This is a genomic window from Flavobacterium agricola (assembly GCF_025919725.1).
In the GTDB taxonomy this organism is placed as follows: Bacteria; Bacteroidota; Bacteroidia; order Flavobacteriales; family Flavobacteriaceae; genus Flavobacterium; species Flavobacterium agricola.
Genome location: NZ_CP081495.1, coordinates 1,183,130 through 1,207,888, shown reverse-complemented (window position 1 = coordinate 1,207,888; position 24,759 = coordinate 1,183,130). Strand labels below are relative to the sequence as shown.

The following is a 24,759-nucleotide window of genomic DNA, read 5'->3' as shown; positions in this document are numbered from 1 at the left end:
ACTCAAAATAAAAATGTTATAAATGTTTTTATAAATTTTTTTGGCGTTAAAAAGAGTACATTTTATAAATGGAAAAAAGCATATGATGAACATGGAGAAGAAGGTTTACTTAGAAAGAAGCCAAGCCCTCGTACATTTCCCAATCAAATCAAGCAAGAAATTGTAAATAAAGTATTAGAACTTCGAAAAGAACATAAATTAGGGACTTGGCGAATTAAATGGTATTTAGAACGTTATCATGACATTTTAATATCAGAATCAAGTGTTTATCGTATTCTAAAGCGTCATAATATTGGTCGGTTAGACAGAAAAGTAACTAGAAGAGCCATGCATAATATTAGATACGAAAAAGAAACACCTGGTCATCATGTACAGGTTGATGTTAAATTTCTAATTTTTAAAGATGCAAATGGTCAAAAAATCAAGCGCTTCCAATATACAGCGATTGATGATGCTACACGAATTAGAGCGCTTAAAATCTATGAAAAACATAACCAACTAAGCTCAATTGATTTCATAAATTATGTTGTAGAAAAATTTCCATTTAGAATTAATACAATTCAAACAGATAATGGACATGAATTTCAATCAAAATTTCATTGGCATGTTCAAGATTTAGGTATGAGACACCGATTTATAAAGGTAGGTACACCTCAGTTAAATGGGAAAGTTGAACGATCTCATTTGACTGATAAAAAAGAGTTTTATCAACTTTTAAGCTATACTGATGATGTCGATCTAAATCAAAAATTAGAACAATGGGAAAATTTTTATAATTTCAACAGACCACATGGTTCATTTAAAGGAAAAACACCTTATGAAATACTAAAATCAAAACTAAAATAGTTGTATTTAAGGTCTACGAAGTGATGAAGTACGACAAACTATTATGAGTATCCACTTTTTGCCGATCAATAGGTTAATACACACAGAAGTACAATTTTGCACTTCTGTGTGTGTATTAACCTGAATATGTGGATTTTAGCTATAATGGAATTTTCATAAATGTTAGCATCAAAATAAATAAAAGTGACTTTGAATACATGAGATATTAATATTTATTAGTTTTCTTATATGTATATTTTAATTTAACAGCATTTAAGTTATAGTCTGGTGCTTCTTCTCTTGATAAAGGTTTAATAAGTTCGAATGAGTCTTCATAAAAATTAATTTCATAACTTGTTTCTACATCATCGATATTTAACATTGTATGTTGTCAAAAGAATTGAGACACTTTGTTTAAAAAAATTAAGAGAGCGTTTTTGTTTTATAAATGTATTATTTTTTCTTTAAAATACAGTTGTTTTCTTTTTGCAAAAGTTTGATTTTTAATTATTTCTCTTTGTTTTAAAATTTGGTCTGATCTACCAAAGTACACATCTGCAGGTGTTAAATTATTTATAGCCTCATGATACCTACTGTTGTTATAATTTTCTACGAACTTTTCTAATGCTTGTATTAATTCTTCAGGATGGTAATAATGATCTAATTTCATAACGTTTTTCATTGTTCTGTGGTATCTTTCAATCTTTCCCTGCGTTTGTGGGTGTAGTGGTTTACCTCGAATATGTTTCATTTTCTGCGTGTTTTTTAAGTAATCACTCAGTTCATTTGATACGTAGCACGGTCCATTGTCAGAAAGCAACTTAGGCTTTTGTTTGGTTTTTAACTTTGCCTTTTCAATAGCCGTTTTGACGGTTCTTTTTACATCTTCAGCCTTCATTGAGCTGCATAACTCCCAATGAATGATATAGCGGCTGTAATCGTCTAAAATTGTACTTAAATAATACCATCCCCAACCAATTATCTTAAAATAAGTAAAGTCAGTCTGCCACATTTGATGAACAAAATTAGTTTTATCTTTAAACTCATTCGCGGCTTCAATTAAAATATGACTAGGGGCTGGTAACAAATCTCTTTGTCTTAAAATGCGATAAACACTCGATTCTGAAATGTAGACGCCCAACTCATCGGTCATTTTAAAAGCTAATTCTCTAGCGGATAACTCTGGATAATCCAAGGCTAGCTCAACTAGTACATCTTTTTGTGATTCAGGAATACTGTTCCATTTTCGATATACGGTCTGATGCTTGGGTTCAAGTCCTTTAAATCCATTTTCCAGGTAACTCGCATACCATTTGTAAAAGGTACTTCTGGCAATACCAAACTCTTGTAGGGTCCGCTTTACGCCAATTTCTGAGCGAGTAACTATTTGGATTATTTCATATTTTTCACTAGCTGTTAATCGCATGTATCTCCCGAATTTATTTTTTAATCCAACGAATCCGAGGTTTTTTTTACAATATCATAACGAACCACTAAGTCAGCTATAATTTCTTTTAAACGCAGGTTTTCTTTACGCAAATCAGAAACTTCATCACTAGTTGCTTCACGTGTAATATCGCCAGATAACCTTTTTTTACCTGCTTCTAAAAACTCTTTATTCCATTTATAGAATTGAGATTGAGAGATGCTATACTTTCGACATAACTCTGATACAGAGATTTCGGCTCGCAAGGCTTCCATAACGATTAAAATCTTTTGTTCTGCTGTAAAGATTCGACGCGTGTTGTTGCGAATATCTTTTACAAACTTTTCTGGAGTTTTCTTTTTAGATGTAGCCATAATTAAAAGTAATGTTTTTCGTTTAAACACTATCTTAACTTTTCTATTTTATGTGTCCACTTTTTGCTGACGATTTACAGATCATGGTATTTTTACGTTGCATTATTTCTCTATGTTTTTATTAGCCTATGCTGTAATGTCAATTAGTAATACTGCGTTAAGTTTTATTCCTGTAGATGCAGAAATTGTTGTTTTTGTAATTCAATTACTAAACCTATTAATCATTTTATACACCGTAATTTATTTTTACATAGCCCTTCAAAAAGTGTATAAACAATCCATTTGGGTAACCGGTATAAAAGGCAGCGTATTGTTGTTTATTAATAGTATCTTTTTATTTATAATTGCTTTTGGCATCTTTTTTATATTCGTTTATAAAAGTTTAAAAAAAATCCCCAAACTTAAGTTTGGGGATTTTTTTTATTTTTCATTTATTTTTTCATGTCGAATATCGCCATCTATCATAACTAGCTTTCGGTCTGCCATGTTTGCAAAATCCTCGTTGTGGGTAACAATAACAAAGGTTTGACCAAATTCATCACGAAGTTCAAAAAACAAATTATGTAAATTTTCGGCTGATTGCGTATCTAAGTTTCCCGAAGGTTCGTCGGCTAAAATTACCGCCGGATCATTAATTAAAGCACGAGCTACCGCAACGCGTTGTTGTTCTCCGCCCGAAAGTTCAGCAGGTTTGTGATTAAAACGATGTGAAAGCCCCAAACGAGTTAAAAGGCTTTTGGCTTTTTCTTCCATTTCTTTAGGTGTTTTACCTTGTATAAAAGCCGGAATACAAACGTTTTCTAAAGCTGTAAATTCGGGTAATAATTGATGAAACTGGAAAATAAATCCTAACTTCTGATTTCTAAATTGCGAAAGCTTTTTATCATTCAATTGTAACACATCAATGCCATCAATAATCAAACTGCTGTTTCCGTCTTTTTTAGGCTGATCTAATGTGCCTAAAATTTGTAACAAAGTTGTTTTTCCGGCACCTGATGCACCTACGATAGAAACAATTTCTCCGGGCTTAATTTCTAAGTTTACGCCTTTTAAAACGTGAAAGTTATCGTAATATTTATGAATGTTTTGAGCTAAAATCATGGAAATGGTATTTAAACAAAGTAACAAAGATTTTCAGTCTAAATCAAACCTCAAATCTATATTTTTTATATTTTAAATTTGATTTTTTACAAGTACTAAACGGCCTGAATGCCTTTTTTTTTTAATTTATGGCAAGGTTGTTGTTCCAAATTTAAAGCTTTGTAGCAATTTTATACGGTATGAAAAATAAAGATTTACTTGAAATAAAACCCAAACCCAAACATCGCATTCGAAATTTAATACTCGGAGTTGTGTTTGATTTACTAGGGAATGCAAGTTATTTAATTCCGGGTCTTGGTGAAGGTATTGATGTTTTTTGGGCGCCTTTGGCCATGTATTTTATGAACGTAATGTACCCAAGTAAGGCTGGTAAAGCAGCATCTATTGTTACGTTTATTGAAGAAATTATGCCCGGAATAGATATTATTCCGTCATTCACCATCATGTGGTTTTATACATATGTTTATAAAAAATAAAAAAAGCGGTTTTAAACCGCTTTTTTTATTTTACTACAACGCTACCGCTGCCTTTTACATTTTGATTTACTTTTTGTGGTTTTCCGGTAACATGAATATCGCCCGAACCAATTATTGCTGCATTTACTTCGTTATTGGCTTGTGCTTTTATATCGCCCGATCCAAAAACTTCTAATTTTGCAGTTGCAGCTTTTAATTTACTAGCATCAATATCTCCACTGCCTTTTACTGCTGCGTTTAAGTCTTGGGTTTTTCCGTTTAAAGCCATATCGCCCGATCCGTTAACTTGTGCTTGCACTGCTTCTGCTTCAATAGCTAGTTCCATATCACCAGATCCGCTCAAGCTAAGATTTATTTTTTTAGCTTGCAATGTGGTATTTTTAGTTGCTATTTTTCCCGATCCGGTTAACGTAACTTGACTAATTTTTTGAGCCGGAACTACAACTTGCACACCTTTGGTTGTGTTGAAATTGTGATTGGGTTTTAATCGAATAACTAATTCGTTGTTTTCAACATAAGTTTCTAAATAATTTAAAATATTCGATTCTGCAGTAACGGTTAATTCGCCAACGGTACCATGAACTAAGGTAACGTTTGATGAGCCAATTAATTTAATGCTTTCGTAAGCATTAGTTTTACGTGTTTCGGTTTGCACTTGTCCGTTTCCGTTAATTTTTTTCTGTGCAATTGCGCTTGTAGATATGCTTATAAATAAGCAAATTAATACTGCTATTTTATTCATAATATAATTTTTTAGTTGTTTAAGTTTACGGTTCCGTAGTTGCTTTCAATATTAATTTTTAAACCTTTACCGTTTGCTGTTGCTCCGGTATAATGACGAGAATTGCCTTTGGTTATTTGCGTAGTATAATTCAAATCCATATTTGACTTTAAACTTAAATACGATCCAAAAATATCAAAATTAAACTGCGGTTTTATGTTATTAATGGTAAGCGTAGCATAATTGCCTTTGTATTGTACAAATTCGGTTTGTGCCGTAATTTGTTGCTTCATGGTGGTATAACTTGATTTTACAATAGATGAAACCCCAACTTCGTCAAAATTTAAACGTAAATAATTACCAGAAATTTCAAGCTTTTGAACTTTGTTTGCACTTAAATTGCTGTAATTGGTTTCAAAATTAAAGGTGCCAACATTTTCCATTTTAAAAGTGTTGTAATTGCCTTTAGCTACCAAATAATTAATTTTATCTAGGCTTAAAGTTGAATAACGTACATTAAATGTAGCATAATTTATAAAAGCAGCTTTTGCATTGCTAACATAAGCCAAATCAAAATCGTTATGCTGGCTGTTTATTTTACCCAACGTAAAGCTACCATAATGGCAGGTTAAGTTTAATTTACCGTTTAATTCAGGAATTAAAACGTTACCATATTTCTGTTCAACCTTTGCATGAGCGTTGCGTGGAATTTTTATGGTATAATTTACTTCAATTTCACGGTTTCCGCTAGTTGATTTCGGAATTATAGTTTCGGCCATTACCCCGTTACCTAAAGTGGTAAAGTTTACCGAAATGTCGTTTAAAAGTTCGTTGGTTAATTTGTCGTTTTTGGCACCAACTTTAATTTGTACTTCGTACGCAATTTTGCTTTCGTCCCACAGAATTACGGTTACATTTCCGTATCTGTTTTTTACCTCCATTGCAGCATCTTTACTTACAGCAAATTCTTTAGTAATCGTTTTGCTTTTTGTAGGATACGTAAACGGATTGGCATGTGCCAAACTAAATTGTACGAAACAAATTAGCAAGGCTAAAAGTTTAAAGGATGTTTTCATTACTTGATTTTTTTAATTCGTTGATTTGATTGATTTGTGATTGAACTCGTTGTAGAAAATCTATTCTGGTTTGTAAGTTTACGATCATGGCATTAAGTAATTGCTCGTTACTGCCTTTTGCTTTACGTTCTTTTTCTAATTTATTATAATCGGCTTCCAGCTTATTAATTTCCTGAATGGCATCATTGATTATTGGTTTGGTTAAAGGTGTTTCAAGTTCTTTAAGCGTATGTATTTGTAAAGCAATTTGATTGCTGTAATAATTTTGAGTAGATGAATTTTGATTTTGTACTGGTTGATTTTGTACGTAATATATACCAAAGCAAATGCTTAGAACTAAAACAGCTGCCCAACTTATGTACGCGTTGTATTTTATTTTTTTTACAGGTTTAGCTTGTGCTTCTAGCTTTTTTATAAAGCGCATTTCATGCCCGTTGTTGGGTTCTAAAAAATCCCAATCTTCTGTTGTTTTATATAACTTGTTCATGTGCTACAATTTTGGTTCGTAATGCCGTTTTAGCTCGAGATAATAAGGTGCGGCAATTGCCATTGGTAATGTTTAAAATGCTGCACATTTCGTCTAAATCAAAACCTTCAATAAAATGCAAGGTAATAGCAACCCGATAATTGGGTTTAATGCTTTGCAAGGCATTATTAATTTTAATTTTTTGTTCGGTGTTTTCGCTTAGCTGTTCAAAATCAAAAACAGATTCGGTTGTTTCGTTCAGATTTTCTTCAAAATCAGTAAACGTCCATTTTTTATTTTTCTGAATTGCGTTTAAACACGATCTAATTACTAATTGTTTTAACCAGCCAGCAAAAGCTTTAGGATTGTTAAGCGAATCCAATTCGGCAAATGCCTTTAAAAAGCTTTCTTGCATTACATCTTCGGCTTCTTCTTTATTATTTAAAATTCTAACAGCCGTATTAAACATGTTTTTGTAGAATTTTTTATAAATTTCAAATTGTGCTGCGGTGTTTTGCTGTTTGCATTGTTCAATTAGTAAGCTAATATTCTCGTCTGGATTCATAGCTTATGTTTCGGGTTGTTTTATATAAAGACAAGTTAGTTTTTTAAATGTTACAGTTTGTTAGATTTTTTTTGATAAAATTTTTAGAGTAAAAAAAAACACCAAACAAAGTTTGGTGTTTTGTGGTTATTTAAAGTACGAAAAAGTTTCGTTGTTTTCTATTTTAAGTAAGGTTTCATAAATCAATTGAATGGTATTTTCTACATCTTCTTTATGAACCATTTCTACCGTGGTATGCATGTAACGCAGCGGTAAAGATATTAAAGCTGATGCAACGCCTGAGTTAGAATAAGCAAACGCATCTGTATCTGTTCCGGTTTGTGAAGATAGGGCAGTACGTTGAAACGGAATTTCTTTTTCTACCGCTGTATCAATAATTAATTCACGTAAATTATTTTGTACAGCTGGTGCATAAGCAATTACCGGACCTTTACCAATTTTTAAATCGCCTTCAATTTTTTTATCAATCATTGGCGTTGTTGTATCGTGGCAAACGTCGGTTACAATAGCAACATTAGGTTTAATATTATGAGCAATCATTTGGGCACCACGTAAACCAATTTCTTCTTGAACCGAATTAACAATGTACAAACCAAACGGCAATTTTTTACCATTTTCTTTTAACAAACGCGCAACTTGAGCAATCATAAATCCGCCCATTCGGTTATCAATAGCACGGCAAACAAATTTACTATCATTTAAAATTTCAAAACCGTCAGGGTACGTAATTACGCAGCCAACATGTACGCCAAGCGCTTCAACTTCGGCTTTTGTTTCGCATCCACAATCAATAAAAATAGTTTCAATTTTTGGTGCATCCTCAACCGTTTTACCACGTAAACGGGTATGAATAGCTGGCCAGCCAAAAACACCTTTTACAATGCCATTTTTGGTATGAATATTTACGCGTTTAGACGGAGCAATAATTTGGTCAGAACCGCCATTACGAATAACATAAATTAATCCGTCTTCAGAAATGTAATTTACGTACCAAGAAATTTCATCAGCGTGCCCTTCAATAACAACTTTATATGGTGCATCCGGATTAATTACGCCAACTACTGTTCCGTACGTATCAGTATAAGTTGTATCAACATACGGAGCAAGGTAGTTTAACCATAATTTTTGTCCTGCACTTTCGTAGCCTGTTGGCGATGCATTGTTTAAATATTGAGTTAAAAAATCAACTGCTGTTTTATTTAATATCGTATTTTCCATTTATGTATAATTTTAAGTAAAAATACTAAAAACAATTCATAATTATTTTAGATTTTGTATTTTTGAAATACAATGACGATTATGAAAACAACAATTGGTATTACATTCTTTTTTGCATCGATGCCAATGTTTGCACAGATAAACATACAAACTAATCTGCCTGTTAAACAGGTGGAAGATTCTGTTGTGCTTAATTATCAGTTGAATGAGTTGGTTATCGGGAAGTACAAAACCGAAGAAACGGAGTTAATGAAACTGCGTCGTTTAGAAAATAGAATTTTACGCGTATATCCGTACGCTAAAGCTGCTGCCGATAACCTAAAGGAATTAAACCAAAATTTGGAAGTTTTAGAATCGAGCCGTGATCAGAAAAAATATTTTAAGTTGGTTGAAAAATATTTAGAAGATGAATTTAAACCGCGCTTAAAAAAGCTATCACGCCAAGACGGACAAATATTAATTAAACTTATTCATCGACAAACGGGTGAAACAACTTTTGATTTGGTTAAAAATTTAAAATCGGGGTGGAGCGCTTTTTGGTCTAACAACACCGCAAAGGTTTTTGATTTGAATTTAAAAAAAGAATATTTACCGTACGAGGATATTGAAGATTTTTATATTGAAACTATTTTGCAAGAAAAGTTTAAAACCCGTCGTTTGCCGCGTCAAGAAGCTGCACTACCGATTGATTTTGACGATTTAACTCAGGTTTGGCACAATAGGCTGGAGGTAGAAAAATAAAAAAACCACGTTTAAAACATGGTTTTCTATATATTATCTGGTAAATAATTGTTTGTTTTTTATAATGGTTGCAATTCCTTCTGGCAACATATTTTCCCATCCGGATTCGTTGTTTCGAATCATTCTTAGTACTTTTCTCGATTTAATTTTTAAATCTTCTACATCGTAATTTTCTACATCAATAATTCTATTTCCATCTAAAAATAAATTATATAACGCTTGTGTTTTAGGGCTTAATTTAAATGTTTTAGAATTTACAATTTCATTGTTTTTTTCATCAAGCATCGGATATAATAAAATATCTAGATTTTTATAATAAATTTTACCAATAGCTTCTAATACTCCACCGCTTAAATTGGTATAAAATTTTTCTTCAAATATTTCGTGCAAACTCGGAACACCAATGGCTAAACCAATTTTTTTAATTGGAAATGACGTGAAGTAATTAATCAACTTATAATATTCCGGAAAGTTAGAAATCATAACCGTTTGCCCTAATGCGCACAACAAATCGGCACGATCTAAAAAATCTTGTTCGTTAATTGCTCCTTCTGCCAATAAATTAGATAAGGTAATTTCAAAAATTACTTGCGAATTTTGTTCGGTAATATTCGGATCGGTACTAATAAATTTTTGCCACGAATTGCTTAACATGCTCATGTTAACTTTGGTTACCGGTCTAAAACTTCCGCGTAGCGCTAAAATATTTTTACCATAAAGTAAATCAGCCGGAAAAACATTATGTCCTTTAGAATTAAAAATTACGGCTTGCGTCATGCCATTTTTAACCAAATACAAACTCATTAATCGGTTGTCAACATCTTTAAATTGTGGTCCCGAAAAGTTAATGGTATCAATTTCTATCTGATCTTTTTCGATATGATCGTACAAAGATTTTAACAGCTGCAACGGATTTTTATGATAATAAAAAGCACCGTAAATTAAGTTAACGCCTAAATTACCTAAGGTTTCTTGTTGTAGTTTAGAATCGTTTTCTAAAAAGTTAATGTGCAAAATAATTTCGTTGTACGCTTCGTTTGGATCTAACTGAAAAGTAATTCCAACCCAACCGTGGCCTTTGTTTTTCTTCTCAAAATCAATAGTTGCCACAGTGTTAGCAAAACTAAAAAATAATTTTTCAGGATGTTTTTTTCTATCTAAACGCTCTTCAATTAGCTTTTTTTCGTGTACTAACATTTTACGCAAACGGCCTTCGGTTACGTATCTTTTGTACGCTTCTTCACCGTAAATAGAATCTGAAAAATCTTTATCATAAGCCGACATTGCTTTGGCAATGGTTTTAGATGATCCGCCAGCTCTAAAAAAATGACGAACCGTTTCTTGCCCTGCGCCAATTTCAGAAAAGGTTCCGTAAATGTTGTTGTTTAAATTTACCTTTAAAGCTTTATCATTAAAGGATAAAAGCGTTTCAATTTCTCTATCTCCAGCTAATTTAATTTCCATAAGTTAATAAATTGTAGGCGTGTTGTTTGTTAGTATTTCTGTAATACCTAAATTAGCATAAATATTTTACATATTAAAAAAATAAGTTTGAAGATCTATTTTCTAGGTACGGGTACTTCTCAGGGAATTCCAGTTATTGGAAGCGATCATCCTGTTTGTTTAAGCCCTAATTTTAAAGATAAGCGCTTGCGCACCTCCATATTAATTAAACAAAACAACACAGCTTTAGCAATAGATTGCGGCCCCGATTTTAGGCAACAAATGTTGCAAGCCAATTGCCAAAAATTAGATGCTATTTTGTTTACGCACGAACATGCCGATCATACGGCTGGTTTAGACGATATTCGTCCTTTTAACTTTAAACAAGGACCAATGCCAATTTACGTTGAACCGCGTGTTTTAAGTAATTTACAAAATAGGTTTGATTATGTTTTTGAAACTGAAAATCGTTATCCTGGTGCACCAGCAGTGCAAACGCATCTTATTCATGAAAATGAAACGTTTGAAATAAATACTATTAAAATTGAGCCCATTCGTGTTTTACACGGAACATTGCCCATTTTTGGATTTAAAATAGATAACTTTGCCTATTTAACAGATGTGAAATTTGTTAGCGATGCAGAACAACAAAAATTACAAAATTTGGATGTTTTGGTTATAAATGCCTTGCGAACTACACCACATCAAACCCATTTTAATTTAGACGAAGCTTTACAATTTATAAAACAAATTAAGCCCAAAAAAGCGTATATAACACACATAAGTCATTTGTTAGGTTTTCATGATGAGGTGCAAGCCAGCTTGCCAAAACATGTTTTTTTAGCTTATGATAACCTAGAAATAAATATTTAACCTTATATTTACTATGAAGCAAACTTTTTTATACCTATTTATTTTCTCGTTAGTAGTTAACATTTTTATCTATGTTAACGCGAGCAAAATAATAGAATCTAAAGATGCAGATATTACAAAAGCACATCATAAAATAGATGTGTTAAAAGATTCGTTGGCTACGCAAGCATTAGAAATTGAAGCATTTTCTTTAGCTTACGATGTGGATGCGCAACGTGAAATTAATTTAGAAGCAAACCAAGTACAAGCTTTAGAAATTGCTATTCGCGATGTGTTAATTAAAAAAAATGACGAAACGCCAACCGGAAATCCGTACGTGGTTTACCACCCAATAAATGGAGAAAAATCTTTAATTACAAAGGTTAAGGTTTTAAATCACCGTTGGATAATTGCCGATTTTTATGCAGGCCAGGCCAGAGGTTCCGTTTTGTTAAAATATTTTATTAATGACGACAAAACTTTTGATTTTGAAGTGATTAATTCTGTGTTGTATCAAATTTAATTTATGAGAAAAAGTTTATTGTTTTTTGGAGGAATGTTTTTAGCAAGCAGTTTAGTAGCTTGTGATTACATTTTAAAACCCAAATCAAAAAATAAAACAACAGATACCGAAGGGATTGAAAATATAATTTTAGGTCCTGATAACGATGCTAACGATTGTGTTGCATCTGCCGGATATCGTTGGTCAGAAATTGATGATAGCTGCATCCGTATTTTTGAACGCGGTTTACGCTTAGTACCTGCAAATGCAAGAGAAATTGCTGAGGATGATGATGAGGTTGATTTAGCAAAAGTTAATGCCTATTTGTTATTTAATAGTGATAAAACAAAGGCAGAGGTTTTTTTAAATGCTTTACCCCAATCTTTAGTTATGCAGCAAACAAGTGACGGTTTGTATGTTTTTGAAAATTGGCAATTGCAAACTACAAACGGTTATCGTTTAAGTGAAAATAATATTGTAAAATACGTTTCGCCAACCGCTGTTGAAAAACAGATTGATGGTAGTTTAGAATACGATCCGTCTGATGCAATTATTACACAATAAATAATAAAGTTATATAAAATAAAAAGCTCGAGCATTTGCTCGAGTTTTTTGTTTTATAATCTAAATATACCACCAAAAACTAATGGAATTTGTATAAAGTTAAAATCTTGTTTTGCTTTCCAAGAATTATCTTCTGTAATGTAAATGTTTGGCATGTTAATATATCCGCCTTTGGCTTCAACCTGAACAAAAAAGTGTTTTAAAAACGTAATGTTTAAACCAACTTTTGCAGATGCTCCCCAACCTGAAACGTGAAATGCATCATGTCTTTCTTTAGATAAAAACTGAGCGTTGGTTTTGGGGTATAAAACACCGGCGCCAAGACCATAAGTTGTATTAACTTGAATTACATCTGTATTATTAATTCCGAATAATTTAGAAATATCATCTACACGATTAATTTCTGCATTTACGTAATTTAATCCGTCCGTATGTTCAAAAGTTAAAAACTCTTCGGTTAACATAACTTGTCCGTTTGGTAAAAGCTCCCCGTACGATCCTGCTCCAGGATATGTACCTGTAATATCAACCGCACGGTTTTGAGGCATTACATATTTCATGTGGTCAACCCCTAGCGAAACGTTATATTTATTAGAAATAAAATAACCTACACGCAAGTTTGTTTGCGGAATGGTCATTTTAGTTGGGTTAATATAATCTATATGCCAACCTTTTGGTTTATCAAAAGCAGGTACATCGTGTAAGGTAAATTGATGTCCTTCTCCTCTAAAGGTAATATCAGATTTAGAATAATAACCTCTGTTACCACCCCAATAAATATAAAACTTACCTTTGTTATTAGCCGTATAACGTTGTGGGCTATCGGTTACTTCAATTTGGGCTAGAGCTGTTAAAGAACTTAACGTGGTTAAAATAGTTAGGGCAACTATTTTTAAATTGAATTTCATTATCTAAATATTAAAAGTTATTTACTGTTTGTCTAATAGCGACTAATTTTTTCATTAAATCTTCAAAATAATCTAAATGCAACATGTTTGCACCGTCTGATTTTGCGTTTGCTGGATCAAAATGGGTTTCAATAAAAATACCATCAACGCCAACAGCAATTCCTGCTTTAGCAATGGTTTCTATCATATCTGGGCGCCCGCCTGTAACTCCGATAGTTTGGTTGGGTTGTTGTAACGAGTGAGTTACATCTAAAACCGTTGTAGCTTGTTGTTGCATTGTCGGAATTCCTCTAAAATCAACAATCATATCTTGGTAGCCAAACATGGTTCCGCGATCGGTAACCATAACATTTGGGTTGTTGCAATCTAAAACCTTTTGTACAGCATGTTTCATGCTTTCTGGGCTCATAAATTGTCCTTTTTTTAGATTTACTACTTTACCTGTATTTGCTGCTGCAACTACTAAATCGGTTTGACGTACTAAAAAAGCCGGAATTTGTAACACATCAACATATTGAGCTGCTAAATGTGCATCGTTTACTTCGTGAATATCGGTTACGGTTGGAACACCAAATTCTTTAGAAACTTTTTGTAAAATTTGTAAAGCTTTTTCATCACCAATACCAGTAAAGCTATCAATTCTAGATCGGTTGGCTTTTTTAAATGAACCTTTAAATACGAAAGGAATTTTTAAATCATTCGTAATGGTTACTATACGTTCGGCAATTTTAAATGCCATTTCTTCGCCTTCAATGGCACAAGGACCAGCTAGTAAAAAAAAGTTACCGCTGTCTGTATGTTTTATTTGTGGAATAGAATTTAAATTCATGTAGTACTAAATTATAGGTTTTGCAAATTTACGTTTAAAAAAAGAAATTTTATTGATATTTGTTAGCTTAATTGGCTAAAATTTTAAATCCGTTTGGGCATAAAATTTCTCCTTTTTCGTATAAATTAATATATAAATCTTTGGTTGTGCCGTTGTTAAATGTTACGCGGTATTTATGCAACAAACCTACGCCCATTTTGTTATGGTTAGACGGAAACGGGCAACAAGTTTCTATCTTTTCGTAACTAAAAATATCACCTTCAGGATTGGTAAGTCCGTTAAAAAAAAGCTTTACAAAATATTCTTCCGAGTGCAGGTTAGCAAACCCAATGTTTATTGGATACTCTTTGTTATACCCGTATTTAGGATCGTTAGCATATTCGGTAATTACGTATTTACCTTTTTCAATTTTAGGTTTGGTTGCCTTATAATCAACATTTTTTAAGGTGCTTTTGGTTGAAACGCATCCTATAATAAAAAATGAAAATAAAAGGTAAATAGCATTTTTAATCATGTTACATTTTTTTGGTTGATTGGTACTTGCGTTTTACTTTTTTAGCTGGTTCTGGTGTTGTAACATTTTTATCTTTTCTATTAATAAAAAACAACGGCATAATTGCAGCAAATAAGATACCAATTGATAATGCATTTTGAATTCCGTTAACAACACGGCTTGTTATGCTGTAAAATTGTTGTGCATTTGCAATCGCATCTTCTGATTTGCCCTCGTACATTGCCATGGCATTGTTATAGAAATCGGGTGAAATATAATTCTCCATAACCATATGCGGAAACGGACTTAAAAAAGCAATTAAAATAGAAAGGGCTGCTAAATTAATAAAAGCGCTTTTGTAGGTGATTTTATTGTTATAAACTTTAGAATAAATTTCTGCAAGGGTTAAGTAATAGGTAATAAAATATACAATTCCAAAAATTAATCCGAAGGAAAATAAGCTACTTATTTTATCATCATGATAGCCTAAAAGTTTTTCTAAATAGGTCCATAAAATGGCTACAAATGTGAAACGAATAGCCCATTTTATTAGAATCGAAAATTTATTCATGGTTTTATTAAGGTTTGATACAAAAATACTGCAAATTATTTGGAATAAAAACAGATTGTTTAGATAAGTATTTAATTGATTTTATCGCAATTTTATTACAAAATCTGATTTATGTAGATTTATCTTTTTTGTTGTGTTAAAATTTGTGATAATAATTTAAAAATTAAGTTTTTTTTTAAAATTTTGATATTAAGTTTTGATTTCTATGTAATTTTTAATAGGTTTGAGGGAGTAGTAGTAGTGAATTTTTCGTGACACTTTAAATTAGTGAGTTTAATGGTTAAAGAAAGGGAGCTTTCTTTAAAAAAGAAAAGGTTTAGCGCAAGCTAAACCTTTTTAATTTTTATTGTATTTCTACCGTTAAGTCGGCGTCTAATAATTTACTACATAATGGTTCTAGTTCTTTTCTAGATCCGGTTTTTACGCCACATTTACCGGTGTAATGTACTAATAGGGCACATTGTTCGGCTTGTAGGTTGTCGTGCTTACAAACTTTTATTAAAGTTTTAATTACGTGATCAAACGTGTTGTGATCGTCATTAAAAAGAATAATTTCATAGCTATCGCTTAAAAGATCTTTAATGCTTACTTCTTCTAAAACTTCTTCTTTATAACTCATATCTAAAATCAATTAATATTTATATTTTAAAGATAACCAATTGTTGCGCTCTAATTTTTTGTCAAATTGTAAACCTAAAGCTTCGCAGCAAGCGTTAATAGCATCAAAATCTTCGGTGTAAAATCCGCTTAAAAGCAAAATTCCGTTTTTATTTAAACAATTTACATAGCTGTGCATGTCATTTAATAAAATGTTGCGATTAATATTGGCAATAATTAAATCGTATTTTTGACCTTGATTTAATAATGATGCGTCGCCTTCGTAAACGCTAATGTGTTGACAGTTATTGCGTTCGGCATTTTCAATCGAGTTTAAATAACACCAATTGTCTATATCAATGGCATCAATTGGTTGTGCACCTTTTTTTCTGCTAAAATTGCTAAAATTGCTGTTCCGCATCCCATATCTAAGGTTTTTAGATTGGTAACATCGGTTTCTAATAAATGCTGAATCATCATGTGTGTAGTTTCATGATGCCCTGTACCAAAGCTCATTTTAGGTTCAATAACAATTTCGAATTTTGCATTGGTAGATTCATGAAACGGAGCGCGAACTTGGCAAATACCATCTACATCAATAGGTTGAAAGTTTTTTTCCCATTCTTCATTCCAGTTTACGGTTTCAATTTCTTCAAACGTATACGAAATTTTAAATTCATCGTTATTTAAAATGTAAACGTCGTCTAAAATATTTTCGGTCCAAAATTCTTTTAAAACATATGCAGAAACGCCATTTTCAGTTTCCTCAAAACTATCAAAAGCCAATTCACCTAACTCGGCAATTAAAATTTCGCTACCCAATTCTCTTGGTTCAACTGTAAAGTGATAACCAATATATGTATTTTGCATTTTTATTTTTTTACAAATGTACTATTTATACTTGTTATTTATTCGGTTTAGATTTAGTTTTGATAAATTTTTTTAACAACACACACCTAACTTACAAATGAAAAAAATATTTATATTATTTATCCTTTTCTGTAGCGCTATTGCCTTTGGGCAAGTAAAGTTTGATAAAAATAACAGCTTGCGTTTAGAATCTTTACCTTATTATAGCTATGGTAAAGGATTAGGAATTACCTCGGCAGATAGTATTTTTCAGCTTAACATTCGTTTTAGAATGCAAAACCGAGTAACATATTACGAGTACGAAAATCCGGATGAAAAGCCTGTGATTGAAGGAATGATTAGACGTTTGCGTTTGCGTTTTGATGGTTATGTAGGAGATCCACGTTTTTTGTACGCCATTCAATTATCATTCGCAGCTAACGATGTAGGTACAATTGAAGAAGGAGAAAATGTAAACATTATTCGCGATGCGATGATTTTTTATCGCCCAAACCAGAATTGGACGTTTGGATTAGGACAAACAAAATTACCTGGTAACCGTCAACGTGTAAATTCGTCTGGCGCCTTGCAATTAACTGATCGTTCTATAAACAATGCTAAGTTTAATATTGATCGTGATTTTGGTTTTCAGACCAATTATAACAAAATGGAATACGATAAGTTTTCTTACGCGGTTCGCGGAGCTATTAGTTCTGGAGAAGGACGAAATTGGACTAAAACAAACGATACCGGTTTGGCTTATACCGGAAAGGTTGAGTTTTTTCCTTTAGGAGCTTTTAAAAATGATGGAACCAATTTTGAAGGAGCAATTGTTTACGAAAATAAACCCAAAATTTATTTATCGGCAGTTTACCATAAAAACAACCAAGCGGTTCGATCTAGTGGGCAATACGGAGCCGAATTGTTTCAGCCTCGAAATTTGCAAAATATTTTTGGCGATTTTGTTTTTAAATACCAAAATTGGGCGGTTATGGTAGCTTACATGAATCGTACTACAACCAATAGCAGTTATGTAACGCATAATCCGTTAGATCCTTCGCAAATTAGTTTTGTTTTTGGTGGACAAGGAATGGATTATCAGGCAAGTTATACGTTTGCTAATCATTTTGAGTTAATTGGTCGATATTCATGGCAAAATGTAAACAAGCAAATTGCACAATACGAACCGGATGCCAAACAATATACCATTGGTTTAACCAAATACATTTGGGAACACGCTTTTAAACTTCAGGGCGAAGTAAGTTACAACCAGCGCGATTATATGGTGCCTAAAAAAGGAGATGATTGGTATGTACGTTTTCAAATAGAAATTGGAATTTAAGCAATAATTACTTTATAAAAAATGCAAAAAAGCAACTATTTAATTTTAAATGGTTGCTTTTATTTTTTCTACTTTAAAAAATAAGATTTTTGTAAATAATATCTACATAATTATTCGTTAAAATAGCTTGGTTCTTTAAAGATTTGAGTATTTTTGTGAAATTCAGTAAACTAAAAAACAAGTTCCATCTCATGGATAAAAAACTCTTTTCTTTTTTGTTCTCAACTCGATTAATGGCTATTTTGTTTGTTGTGTTTTCTGTGGCAATGGGGGTAGGTACCTTTATAGAAGACCGCTATAATACAACAACAGCCCGAATTCTTATTTATAATGCTTGGTGGTTCGAAGCTATAATGGGAATTTTTCTTATCAATTTTTTCGGAAATATTAAACGTTATCAACTATATAAAAAGGAGAAATGGGCAACCTTGATTGTGCATTTATCCTTTATTTTTATTTTAGTAGGTGCGTTTGTAACCAGATATATTTCTTTCGAAGGGATGATGCCTATTAAAGAAGGCGAAACCGTAAATCAAATTTTCTCTGATAAAACGTATTTAACCGCTTTGGTTGACGGCGATTATAACGGAGATATTAGAAGACGCCAATTTGAAAAAGGCATTTTACTTTCGCCCGTTACAACCAACGATTTTACTTTAAAAGGTGATTTTAACGGAATTCCTTTTGAAATTGAATATGTTGATTTTATCATGAATGCTACAGAAAATGTGGTAGCAGACGAAAATGGTAAATACCATTTAAAATTGGTAGAATCTTCGGGGGGTGAACGTCACGAACATTTCTTGGTTGAAGGTGAAGTACAAAATATTCATAATATTTTATATGCTTTCAACAAGCAAACAGACGGCGCAGTAAATATTATTATGGATGGCGACGATTTTAAAATTTCAACTCCTTTTGAAGGTGAATTTATGCGCATGGCCGATCAGTTTAAAGATCGCGTACATGCCGATTCATTACAAACATTAAGCTTCAGGTCTTTATACGATTTATCAGGCAATCAATTTGTAATTCCAGAATTACCCGTAAAAGGTAATATTGTTAAAACTACAAATAACGATTATAAAGAAAACCCAGGTATTACCGACGACGTTTTAACGGTAAAAGTTAAAACACAAGGTAAAGAAGAATTGGTTTCGCTTTCTGGTGATCAAGGCAAAATGGGAGAACCTGTTGCTATAAAATTAGGCGATTTAGAATTTACTTTATTTTTTGGAAGTAAAGTTTACGAAACACCGTTTAATGTAACATTAAATAAATTTATTGCAGAAAAATATCCAGGTACTCAAAATAGTTATTCAAGTTTTGAAAGTCAGGTAACTATTACAGATACCGAAATGAACGAAAAGTTTGATGCGCGTATTTACATGAACAATGTATTAGACTATCGCGGATATCGCTTTTTTCAAGCTTCTTTTTTTCCAGATGAATCTGGAACAATTTTATCTGTAAACCACGACTGGTGGGGTACAACCATTACGTACGTAGGTTATGCCTTTTTATATGTTTCTATGATTTTAATTTTATTTTTAAAAGGATCTCGTTTTGTGGATTTAAAAGGGAAGCTTAAAAAGTTAGAAGCTAAGAAAAAAAGCTTGTTAACGCTTGCTTTATTATTTGCTGGTTTTGCTGTTCAGGCACAAACGCCAGATGCAGTTCCGGCAGATGCAGATCATCAACATGTTGTTTCACCAACGCAACCTGCGCAAGCGCCAAGTTTACCTAACACCGTACAAATAGATTCATTAATTAATGCTTTAAAAATTAGTGAAGAACACGCCGCAAAATTTGCGCGTTTAGTTATTCAAGACGAAGGTGGTCGTATGAAACCTGTTCATACTTTTTCATCAGAATTATTACGTAAAGTAAGTAAATCAGACAAATACCAAAGCTTAAATTCAGATCAGGTTTTTGTTTCTATGACGCAATTTCCGCAGTTATGGTTTCAAGTTCCTTTTGTTTATTTAAAGAAAGAAAATGACAGCTTACATAAAATTCTAGAAATAGAAAAAGGTGCTAAATACGCACGTTTAATTGACTTTTTTGATGCCCGTGGTAACTACAAATTAGCACCGTATTTAGAAGAAGCTTTTATGGCTGCTGTACCTAATCAATTTCAAAAAGATTTTATTGAGGCTGATAGAAAAGTAAACTTATTGCATTTGGCATTAAGCGGTTATATTTTAAAAGTTTTTCCTATTCCTTATGACGAAAATAAAAAATGGGTTTCGTATCCAGAATTAAACGAAGCAGGATTTACAGGAATTGATTCAACTTTTACTAAAAACGTAATTCCTTTATATTTAACCTCTTTAGATGCAACTTTTAAAGGGGAAGATTATAAAGCTGCCGATAATTATTTAAACGGATTAATTAACTTCCAAAAGAAATACGGAAAAGAAATTTACCCGTCTGAAGAAAAAATTACTGCCGAAATTACCTATAACGATTACGACGTTTTCAGAACCTTGTTTTCTTGGTACTTATATGCCGGATTGTTAATGTTTGTGGTTGTAATTTGTAAAATTTTCTGGAATTCTAAATTCTTAAACATTACCGCTAAACTTTTAACCGGTGTAATTATATTTTTGTTCGTACTTCATACCTTAGGATTAGCTGCTCGTTGGTATATTTCGGGGCACGCACCTTGGTCTGATGCGTACGAATCTATGATTTACGTAGCATGGGCAACTATGTTGTTTGGATTAATTTTTGGGCGTAAATCGCAGCTTACCATTGCTTCAACCGCATTTGTGGTTGCTATGATTTTAATGGTAGCACATTGGAATTGGATGGATCCTGAAATTGCAAACTTACAAGCCGTACTAAATTCATATTGGTTAATGATTCACGTTGCGGTTATTGTAGGTAGTTACGGACCATTTGCTTTAGGCATGATTTTAGGTATTGTTTCGTTGTTGTTAATGATTTTTACAAACGAAAACAACAAAAACAGACTAAACCTGAATATTACCGAAATCACATATATTAATGAAATGGCCTTAACTGTAGGTTTGGTAATGCTTACCATTGGTAACTTTTTAGGAGGGCAATGGGCTAACGAAAGTTGGGGGCGTTATTGGGGTTGGGACCCGAAAGAAACTTGGGCTTTAATTAGTATTATGACCTATGCGTTTGTAATTCACGCGCGTTTCGTACCAGCATTACGAGGTAAATGGATTTTTAATGTAATGAGCATTTTTGCTTTCTACGTTATTTTAATGACGTATTTTGGAGTAAACTTCTATTTATCAGGATTGCATTCATATGCATCGGGAGATAAAGTTGTAACCCCATCATTCATTTATTACTCAGTAGCTATTCTAGTTGTTTTATCAACTTTAGCTTATTTTAAGCACAAAAAATATTTTAAAAAATAAAATAGAAATCCACAGCCAAGCTGTGGATTTTCTTTTAAAATTTGTATCTTTAAAAATAAAATAAGTTTTATGATTAAATTTATTACCGGTATCGGAACTTTATTGGCTTTTTTAGCTTGTTCCAACCCTATAAAAGAAACTGTAACTGCAGAACAAAGAAGTACAATGGATGTAAAACCAGTTTATCAGTATAAAGTTACTGCTATTGATGGAGAAACTTTTGATTTTGCCGATTTAAAGGGCAAAAAAATTATGGTTGTAAATACCGCTTCAAAATGCGGATTAACACCGCAATACAAAGCTTTAGAAGAAATTTATCAAAAGTATAAAGATTCTGATTTTGTTATTGTTGGTTTTCCGGCAAATAACTTTATGAGCCAAGAACCAGGTACAAATGAAGAAATTGCTGAATTTTGTGCCGTAAATTATGGGGTATCTTTTCCGATGATGGAAAAAATTTCTGTTAAAGGATCTGATATGGCACCGATTTACGAGTACCTAACTCAAAAAGAATTAAATGGCAACTCAGATAGTGAAGTTACTTGGAACTTTCAGAAATACCTGATTAACAAAGATGGGTTTCTAGAAAAAGTAATCGGACCTAGAACTGTGCCAGACGATCCAGAAGTTATTGCTTGGATCGAACAATAAATATTTTCATTGTTTTTTTATTTCTCCCAACTTCAAAAACTTGAGTTGGGAGTTTTTTTAGAAAATAAGTTGCATGATGCGGCAATCTAACCAGGTATCAAATTTGTAACCAACTTGTTTCATCACGCCAACGGTGGTAAAATTAAATTTTTTATGAAACTTAATGCTTCCGGTATTTTCTTCATCAATTAAGGCAATCATGGTTTTTATATGTTGTTTTTTAGCTGCATCAATTAAAGCTTGCATCAATAACTTGCCTAATCCTTTTCCTTCGTTTCCGGGCTTTAAATAAATAGAATGTTCTACCGTGTATTTATAACCTTGTTTTGGGTTGTAGCTGTCGTAATATGCGTAACCTAGCACCTCGTTGTTTTGCAAAGCAACCAAAAACGGAAAGTTTTTACTTTTTTTGAATCGTAAATCTGAATAACATCTTGTAAGCTTCTCGGATCGTAATCGTATAACGAGGTTTTATTTAAAATCTCAAAGTTCATTATCTCTAAAATTTCTTCAAAATGCTGTGAAAGGGCAGAAGTAATTGTAATGGGCTGCATAAAAATAAATTAAATTTAAAAGTAGTAAATTCCTTTAATAGGGCTGCATTGTTTTGTATATTTGAAGTAATAAAATTTGGTTTATGCAATATCCAAAAATTCCTTTAGCACAAAGTATTCTTACCATTTGTAAGAAAAAAAACATACAACATATTGTAATTTCTCCAGGTTCCCGCAATGCACCGTTAACCATTGGTTTTGCTAGCGATCCGTTTTTTAAATGTTTTAGCATTGCTGACGAGCGTTGTGCAGCCTTTTTTGGCCTTGGTTTAGCTCAACAACTTAAGCAACCTGTAGCTTTGGTTTGTACCTCAGGTTCTGCCTTGTTAAATTATTATCCGGCAGTTGCCGAAGCTTTTTATAGTCAAATTCCTTTAGTTGTTATTTCGGCCGATCGGCCAACTTCAAAAATAGATATTGGTGACGGACAAACCATTCGTCAAGCTAATGTTTACAACAATCACATCTTGTTTAATGCAAATTTATCTGAAGATGCATCAGTGGCAAACGATTTTTTAATCAATCAAGCCATAAACAAAGCAATTACTAACCAAGGGCCGGTACATATTAATGCTCCGTTTGAAGAACCTTTGTACGATGTAGTTGATGAATTGGTTGTAAATCCATCAATAAATCAAACCAACCTTAACATTGCTGTTGATGCAGTAAATTTTGAAGAACTTGATTCAAAATGGACCTTTGCCAAAAAGAAATTAGTTTTAATTGGTGTCCAAGATGCAAATGTTTTATCTGATGCTGTTTTAAATTACTTAGCTTCAGACAGCTCTGTTGTGGTTATGACCGAGGTAACATCAAACGCAAAAAATAAAAACTTTATCGGTTCTATAGATTCGTTAATTACAACTTTTAGCGAAGAACAATTTAAATTATTACAACCCGATGTTTTAATTACTTTGGGTGGTATGGTAGTTTCTAAACGCATTAAAAAGTTTTTGCGTACATACAAACCGCAAGAACATTGGCATATTGATCCGTTACGTGCTTACGATACGTTTGGTGCATTAACAAAACATATAAAAATAACGCCTGACAAATTTTTTAATAGGATTTCTAAACGTAATGTCGTATCAAAATACCAGCAAACTATTTTAAGCATATATGCTGATTTACGAAACAAACAACGCAAATTTACCTTAACTGCTCCTTACAGCGATTTAAAAGTTTTTGAAGCCGTTGCAACTTATATGCCCGATAACGTGCTGTTGCATGTATCAAACAGCTCGGCAATTCGTTACGCACAATTGTTTGATTATCCGCAAAATGTTGCTGTTTATTGCAACCGTGGTACCAGTGGGATTGACGGTTGTACATCAACCGCAATTGGTGCAGCAGTACTAAGCAATAAAAAGTCAGTTTTAATTACTGGCGATGTTTCTTTTTTATACGACAGCAATGCTTTATGGAATAACTACACCCCAAATAATTTTAAAATTATTGTTTTGAATAACGGTGGTGGTGGTATTTTCAGAATTTTACCTGGGCATCAAGAAACTGAAGTTTTTAATACGTATTTTGAAACCCAACATAAGTTAACGGCTCAGCATTTAGCGCAAATGTATGGATATCAATATACAACCTGTTCTGAATTGGCAGATTTAGATAAATTAAAAGCTTTTTTTGAGTCAGAAACCAAACAAATTATTGAGATTTTTACGCCTACAACCGTGAATGATAAGGTTTTAAAGGAATATTTTAAAATTTCTTAATATTTTTTAAAAACAATATTAATATTTTGTTATATTTGAGTATAACTAATTAAAAATAAAGTCCTAATTATGAGCAAAAGAGATGAATTAATTGAGAAATACGCTTCGGATTTAAAAGAAAAATGTGGCGTTACTGTTGATATGGATTTATTAACAAAAGTTACTATTGGTTGTGGACCATCAATTTACAATGCAGATTCGTCTGTGGTTTCAGGAACTTCTGAAAGCGAATTAGAAACGGTTAAAAAGAATTTCTTAATTAAAAAATTAGGATTAGAAGATTCTCCAAAATTAGATCAAGGCATTCAAGCTGTGATTGAACAATACGGAAAATCAAACAGAAACAAATACCGCGCGGTTGTATATTATTTATTAACTAAACATTTCAAAAAAGAAGCTGTTTACAACAAATAATCCGCATCAAATTATAAAAAAGCACCCCAAGTTATAACTTGGGGTGCTTTTTTATATAACTTTATATTGTAAC

General features: G+C 32.4%; 23 protein-coding genes and 3 pseudogenes. 11 read left to right on the top strand and 15 right to left on the bottom strand.

The window, feature by feature from the left end:
- Positions 1–36: 36 nt before the first annotated feature.
- A pseudogene (locus K5I29_RS06025) lies at positions 37–846 on the top strand (IS481 family transposase); the annotation flags it as partial.
- A gap of 421 nt (positions 847–1,267) precedes the next feature.
- Here the strand turns inward: K5I29_RS06025 and K5I29_RS06020 are convergent.
- Positions 1,268–2,625, bottom strand: a pseudogene (locus K5I29_RS06020) (IS3 family transposase).
- A gap of 420 nt (positions 2,626–3,045) precedes the next feature.
- Entirely contained in the window at positions 3,046–3,726 is a 681-nt protein-coding gene (locus tag K5I29_RS06015) for an ABC transporter ATP-binding protein (RefSeq protein WP_264434999.1), read from the bottom strand.
- A gap of 179 nt (positions 3,727–3,905) precedes the next feature.
- On the opposite strand from K5I29_RS06015, the gene K5I29_RS06010 reads away from it, so the two are divergent.
- On the top strand, positions 3,906–4,202 hold the full coding sequence (locus tag K5I29_RS06010) for a hypothetical protein (protein WP_264434998.1): 297 nt from the start codon (positions 3,906–3,908) through the stop codon (positions 4,200–4,202).
- 25 nt (positions 4,203–4,227) lie between these two features.
- Here K5I29_RS06010 and K5I29_RS06005 read toward each other — a convergent pair whose 3' ends face one another.
- The 5 genes from K5I29_RS06005 to K5I29_RS05985 form a co-directional block, all read right to left on the bottom strand.
- Complete coding sequence (locus tag K5I29_RS06005; protein WP_264434997.1) at positions 4,228–4,944, bottom strand: head GIN domain-containing protein; 717 nt, start codon at positions 4,942–4,944, stop codon at positions 4,228–4,230.
- An 11-nt stretch (positions 4,945–4,955) separates the two neighbouring features.
- Positions 4,956–5,999: a hypothetical protein gene (locus K5I29_RS06000; protein WP_264434996.1), complete on the bottom strand. Its 1,044-nt coding sequence runs from the start codon at positions 5,997–5,999 to the stop codon at positions 4,956–4,958.
- The gene (locus K5I29_RS05995; protein WP_264434995.1) at positions 5,983–6,486 is read right to left on the bottom strand and encodes a hypothetical protein; all 504 of its coding nucleotides are present in this window, start codon (positions 6,484–6,486) and stop codon (positions 5,983–5,985) included. Before K5I29_RS05995 ends, K5I29_RS06000 begins: the two co-directional genes overlap by 17 nt.
- Positions 6,470–7,030, bottom strand: coding sequence for an RNA polymerase sigma factor (locus K5I29_RS05990; RefSeq protein WP_264434994.1), 561 nt, complete (start codon positions 7,028–7,030; stop codon positions 6,470–6,472). The genes K5I29_RS05995 and K5I29_RS05990 overlap by 17 nt, the downstream gene beginning before the upstream one ends.
- Before the next feature lie 126 nt (positions 7,031–7,156).
- Positions 7,157–8,248 (bottom strand): zinc-binding metallopeptidase family protein, encoded by a 1,092-nt coding sequence (locus K5I29_RS05985; RefSeq protein ID WP_264434993.1) that lies wholly within the window; start codon positions 8,246–8,248, stop codon positions 7,157–7,159.
- An 81-nt stretch (positions 8,249–8,329) separates the two neighbouring features.
- Between K5I29_RS05985 and K5I29_RS05980 the strand changes: the two genes are divergently transcribed.
- The gene (locus tag K5I29_RS05980) at positions 8,330–8,989 is read left to right on the top strand and encodes a DUF4294 domain-containing protein (RefSeq protein ID WP_264434992.1); all 660 of its coding nucleotides are present in this window, start codon (positions 8,330–8,332) and stop codon (positions 8,987–8,989) included.
- A 33-nt stretch (positions 8,990–9,022) separates the two neighbouring features.
- Here K5I29_RS05980 and K5I29_RS05975 read toward each other — a convergent pair whose 3' ends face one another.
- Positions 9,023–10,453, bottom strand: coding sequence for a TonB-dependent receptor (locus K5I29_RS05975; protein ID WP_264434991.1), 1,431 nt, complete (start codon positions 10,451–10,453; stop codon positions 9,023–9,025).
- A gap of 87 nt (positions 10,454–10,540) precedes the next feature.
- Here K5I29_RS05975 and K5I29_RS05970 point away from each other — a divergent pair, with 87 nt between their 5' ends.
- The 3 genes from K5I29_RS05970 to K5I29_RS05960 are packed head-to-tail and all read left to right on the top strand — an operon-like array spanning position 10,541 to position 12,350.
- Positions 10,541–11,305, top strand: a complete 765-nt coding sequence (locus K5I29_RS05970; protein ID WP_264434990.1) for an MBL fold metallo-hydrolase — start codon at positions 10,541–10,543, stop codon at positions 11,303–11,305.
- Between the two features lie 13 nt (positions 11,306–11,318).
- A complete protein-coding gene (locus K5I29_RS05965; protein ID WP_264434989.1) occupies positions 11,319–11,807 on the top strand; it encodes a hydrolase in 489 nt (162 codons plus the stop codon).
- A 3-nt stretch (positions 11,808–11,810) separates the two neighbouring features.
- The gene (locus K5I29_RS05960; protein ID WP_264434988.1) at positions 11,811–12,350 is read left to right on the top strand and encodes a hypothetical protein; all 540 of its coding nucleotides are present in this window, start codon (positions 11,811–11,813) and stop codon (positions 12,348–12,350) included.
- A gap of 53 nt (positions 12,351–12,403) precedes the next feature.
- Here K5I29_RS05960 and K5I29_RS05955 read toward each other — a convergent pair whose 3' ends face one another.
- The 6 genes and pseudogenes from K5I29_RS05955 to prmA form a co-directional block, all read right to left on the bottom strand.
- Entirely contained in the window at positions 12,404–13,258 is an 855-nt protein-coding gene (locus tag K5I29_RS05955) for a hypothetical protein (RefSeq protein ID WP_264434987.1), read from the bottom strand.
- A gap of 10 nt (positions 13,259–13,268) precedes the next feature.
- Positions 13,269–14,087, bottom strand: coding sequence for a 3-deoxy-8-phosphooctulonate synthase (kdsA, locus tag K5I29_RS05950; RefSeq protein WP_264434986.1), 819 nt, complete (start codon positions 14,085–14,087; stop codon positions 13,269–13,271).
- 67 nt (positions 14,088–14,154) lie between these two features.
- The gene (locus tag K5I29_RS05945) at positions 14,155–14,601 is read right to left on the bottom strand and encodes a 2-dehydro-3-deoxyphosphooctonate aldolase (RefSeq protein ID WP_264434985.1); all 447 of its coding nucleotides are present in this window, start codon (positions 14,599–14,601) and stop codon (positions 14,155–14,157) included.
- Between the two features lies 1 nt (position 14,602).
- Complete coding sequence (locus K5I29_RS05940; protein WP_264434984.1) at positions 14,603–15,151, bottom strand: DUF4199 domain-containing protein; 549 nt, start codon at positions 15,149–15,151, stop codon at positions 14,603–14,605.
- Between the two features lie 343 nt (positions 15,152–15,494).
- Positions 15,495–15,770 (bottom strand): ATP-dependent Clp protease adaptor ClpS, encoded by a 276-nt coding sequence (locus K5I29_RS05935; RefSeq protein WP_264434983.1) that lies wholly within the window; start codon positions 15,768–15,770, stop codon positions 15,495–15,497.
- A gap of 12 nt (positions 15,771–15,782) precedes the next feature.
- Positions 15,783–16,618, bottom strand: a pseudogene (prmA, locus tag K5I29_RS05930) (50S ribosomal protein L11 methyltransferase).
- A gap of 97 nt (positions 16,619–16,715) precedes the next feature.
- On the opposite strand from prmA, the gene K5I29_RS05925 reads away from it, so the two are divergent.
- The 3 genes from K5I29_RS05925 (at position 16,716) to K5I29_RS05915 (ending at position 21,991) form a co-directional block, all read left to right on the top strand.
- Positions 16,716–17,939: an OprO/OprP family phosphate-selective porin gene (locus K5I29_RS05925; protein WP_264434982.1), complete on the top strand. Its 1,224-nt coding sequence runs from the start codon at positions 16,716–16,718 to the stop codon at positions 17,937–17,939.
- Positions 17,940–18,130: 191 nt separating this feature from the next.
- Positions 18,131–21,340 carry a cytochrome c biogenesis protein CcsA gene (ccsA, locus tag K5I29_RS05920; RefSeq protein ID WP_264434981.1) on the top strand — a complete coding sequence of 1,070 codons (3,210 nt, stop codon included), beginning with the start codon at positions 18,131–18,133 and terminating at the stop codon, positions 21,338–21,340.
- A 69-nt stretch (positions 21,341–21,409) separates the two neighbouring features.
- Positions 21,410–21,991 carry a glutathione peroxidase gene (locus K5I29_RS05915; protein ID WP_317134302.1) on the top strand — a complete coding sequence of 194 codons (582 nt, stop codon included), beginning with the start codon at positions 21,410–21,412 and terminating at the stop codon, positions 21,989–21,991.
- Positions 21,992–22,048: 57 nt separating this feature from the next.
- Here the strand turns inward: K5I29_RS05915 and K5I29_RS05910 are convergent, their stop codons facing one another.
- Entirely contained in the window at positions 22,049–22,378 is a 330-nt protein-coding gene (locus K5I29_RS05910; RefSeq protein WP_264434980.1) for a GNAT family N-acetyltransferase, read from the bottom strand.
- Between the two features lie 250 nt (positions 22,379–22,628).
- On the opposite strand from K5I29_RS05910, the gene menD reads away from it, so the two are divergent.
- Together menD and K5I29_RS05900 are read left to right on the top strand one after the other, a co-directional pair.
- A complete protein-coding gene (gene menD / locus K5I29_RS05905; RefSeq protein WP_264434979.1) occupies positions 22,629–24,272 on the top strand; it encodes a 2-succinyl-5-enolpyruvyl-6-hydroxy-3-cyclohexene-1-carboxylic-acid synthase in 1,644 nt (547 codons plus the stop codon).
- Between the two features lie 69 nt (positions 24,273–24,341).
- A complete protein-coding gene (locus K5I29_RS05900; RefSeq protein WP_264434978.1) occupies positions 24,342–24,686 on the top strand; it encodes a DUF2853 family protein in 345 nt (114 codons plus the stop codon).
- The last annotated feature ends 73 nt before the right edge of the window (positions 24,687–24,759 follow it).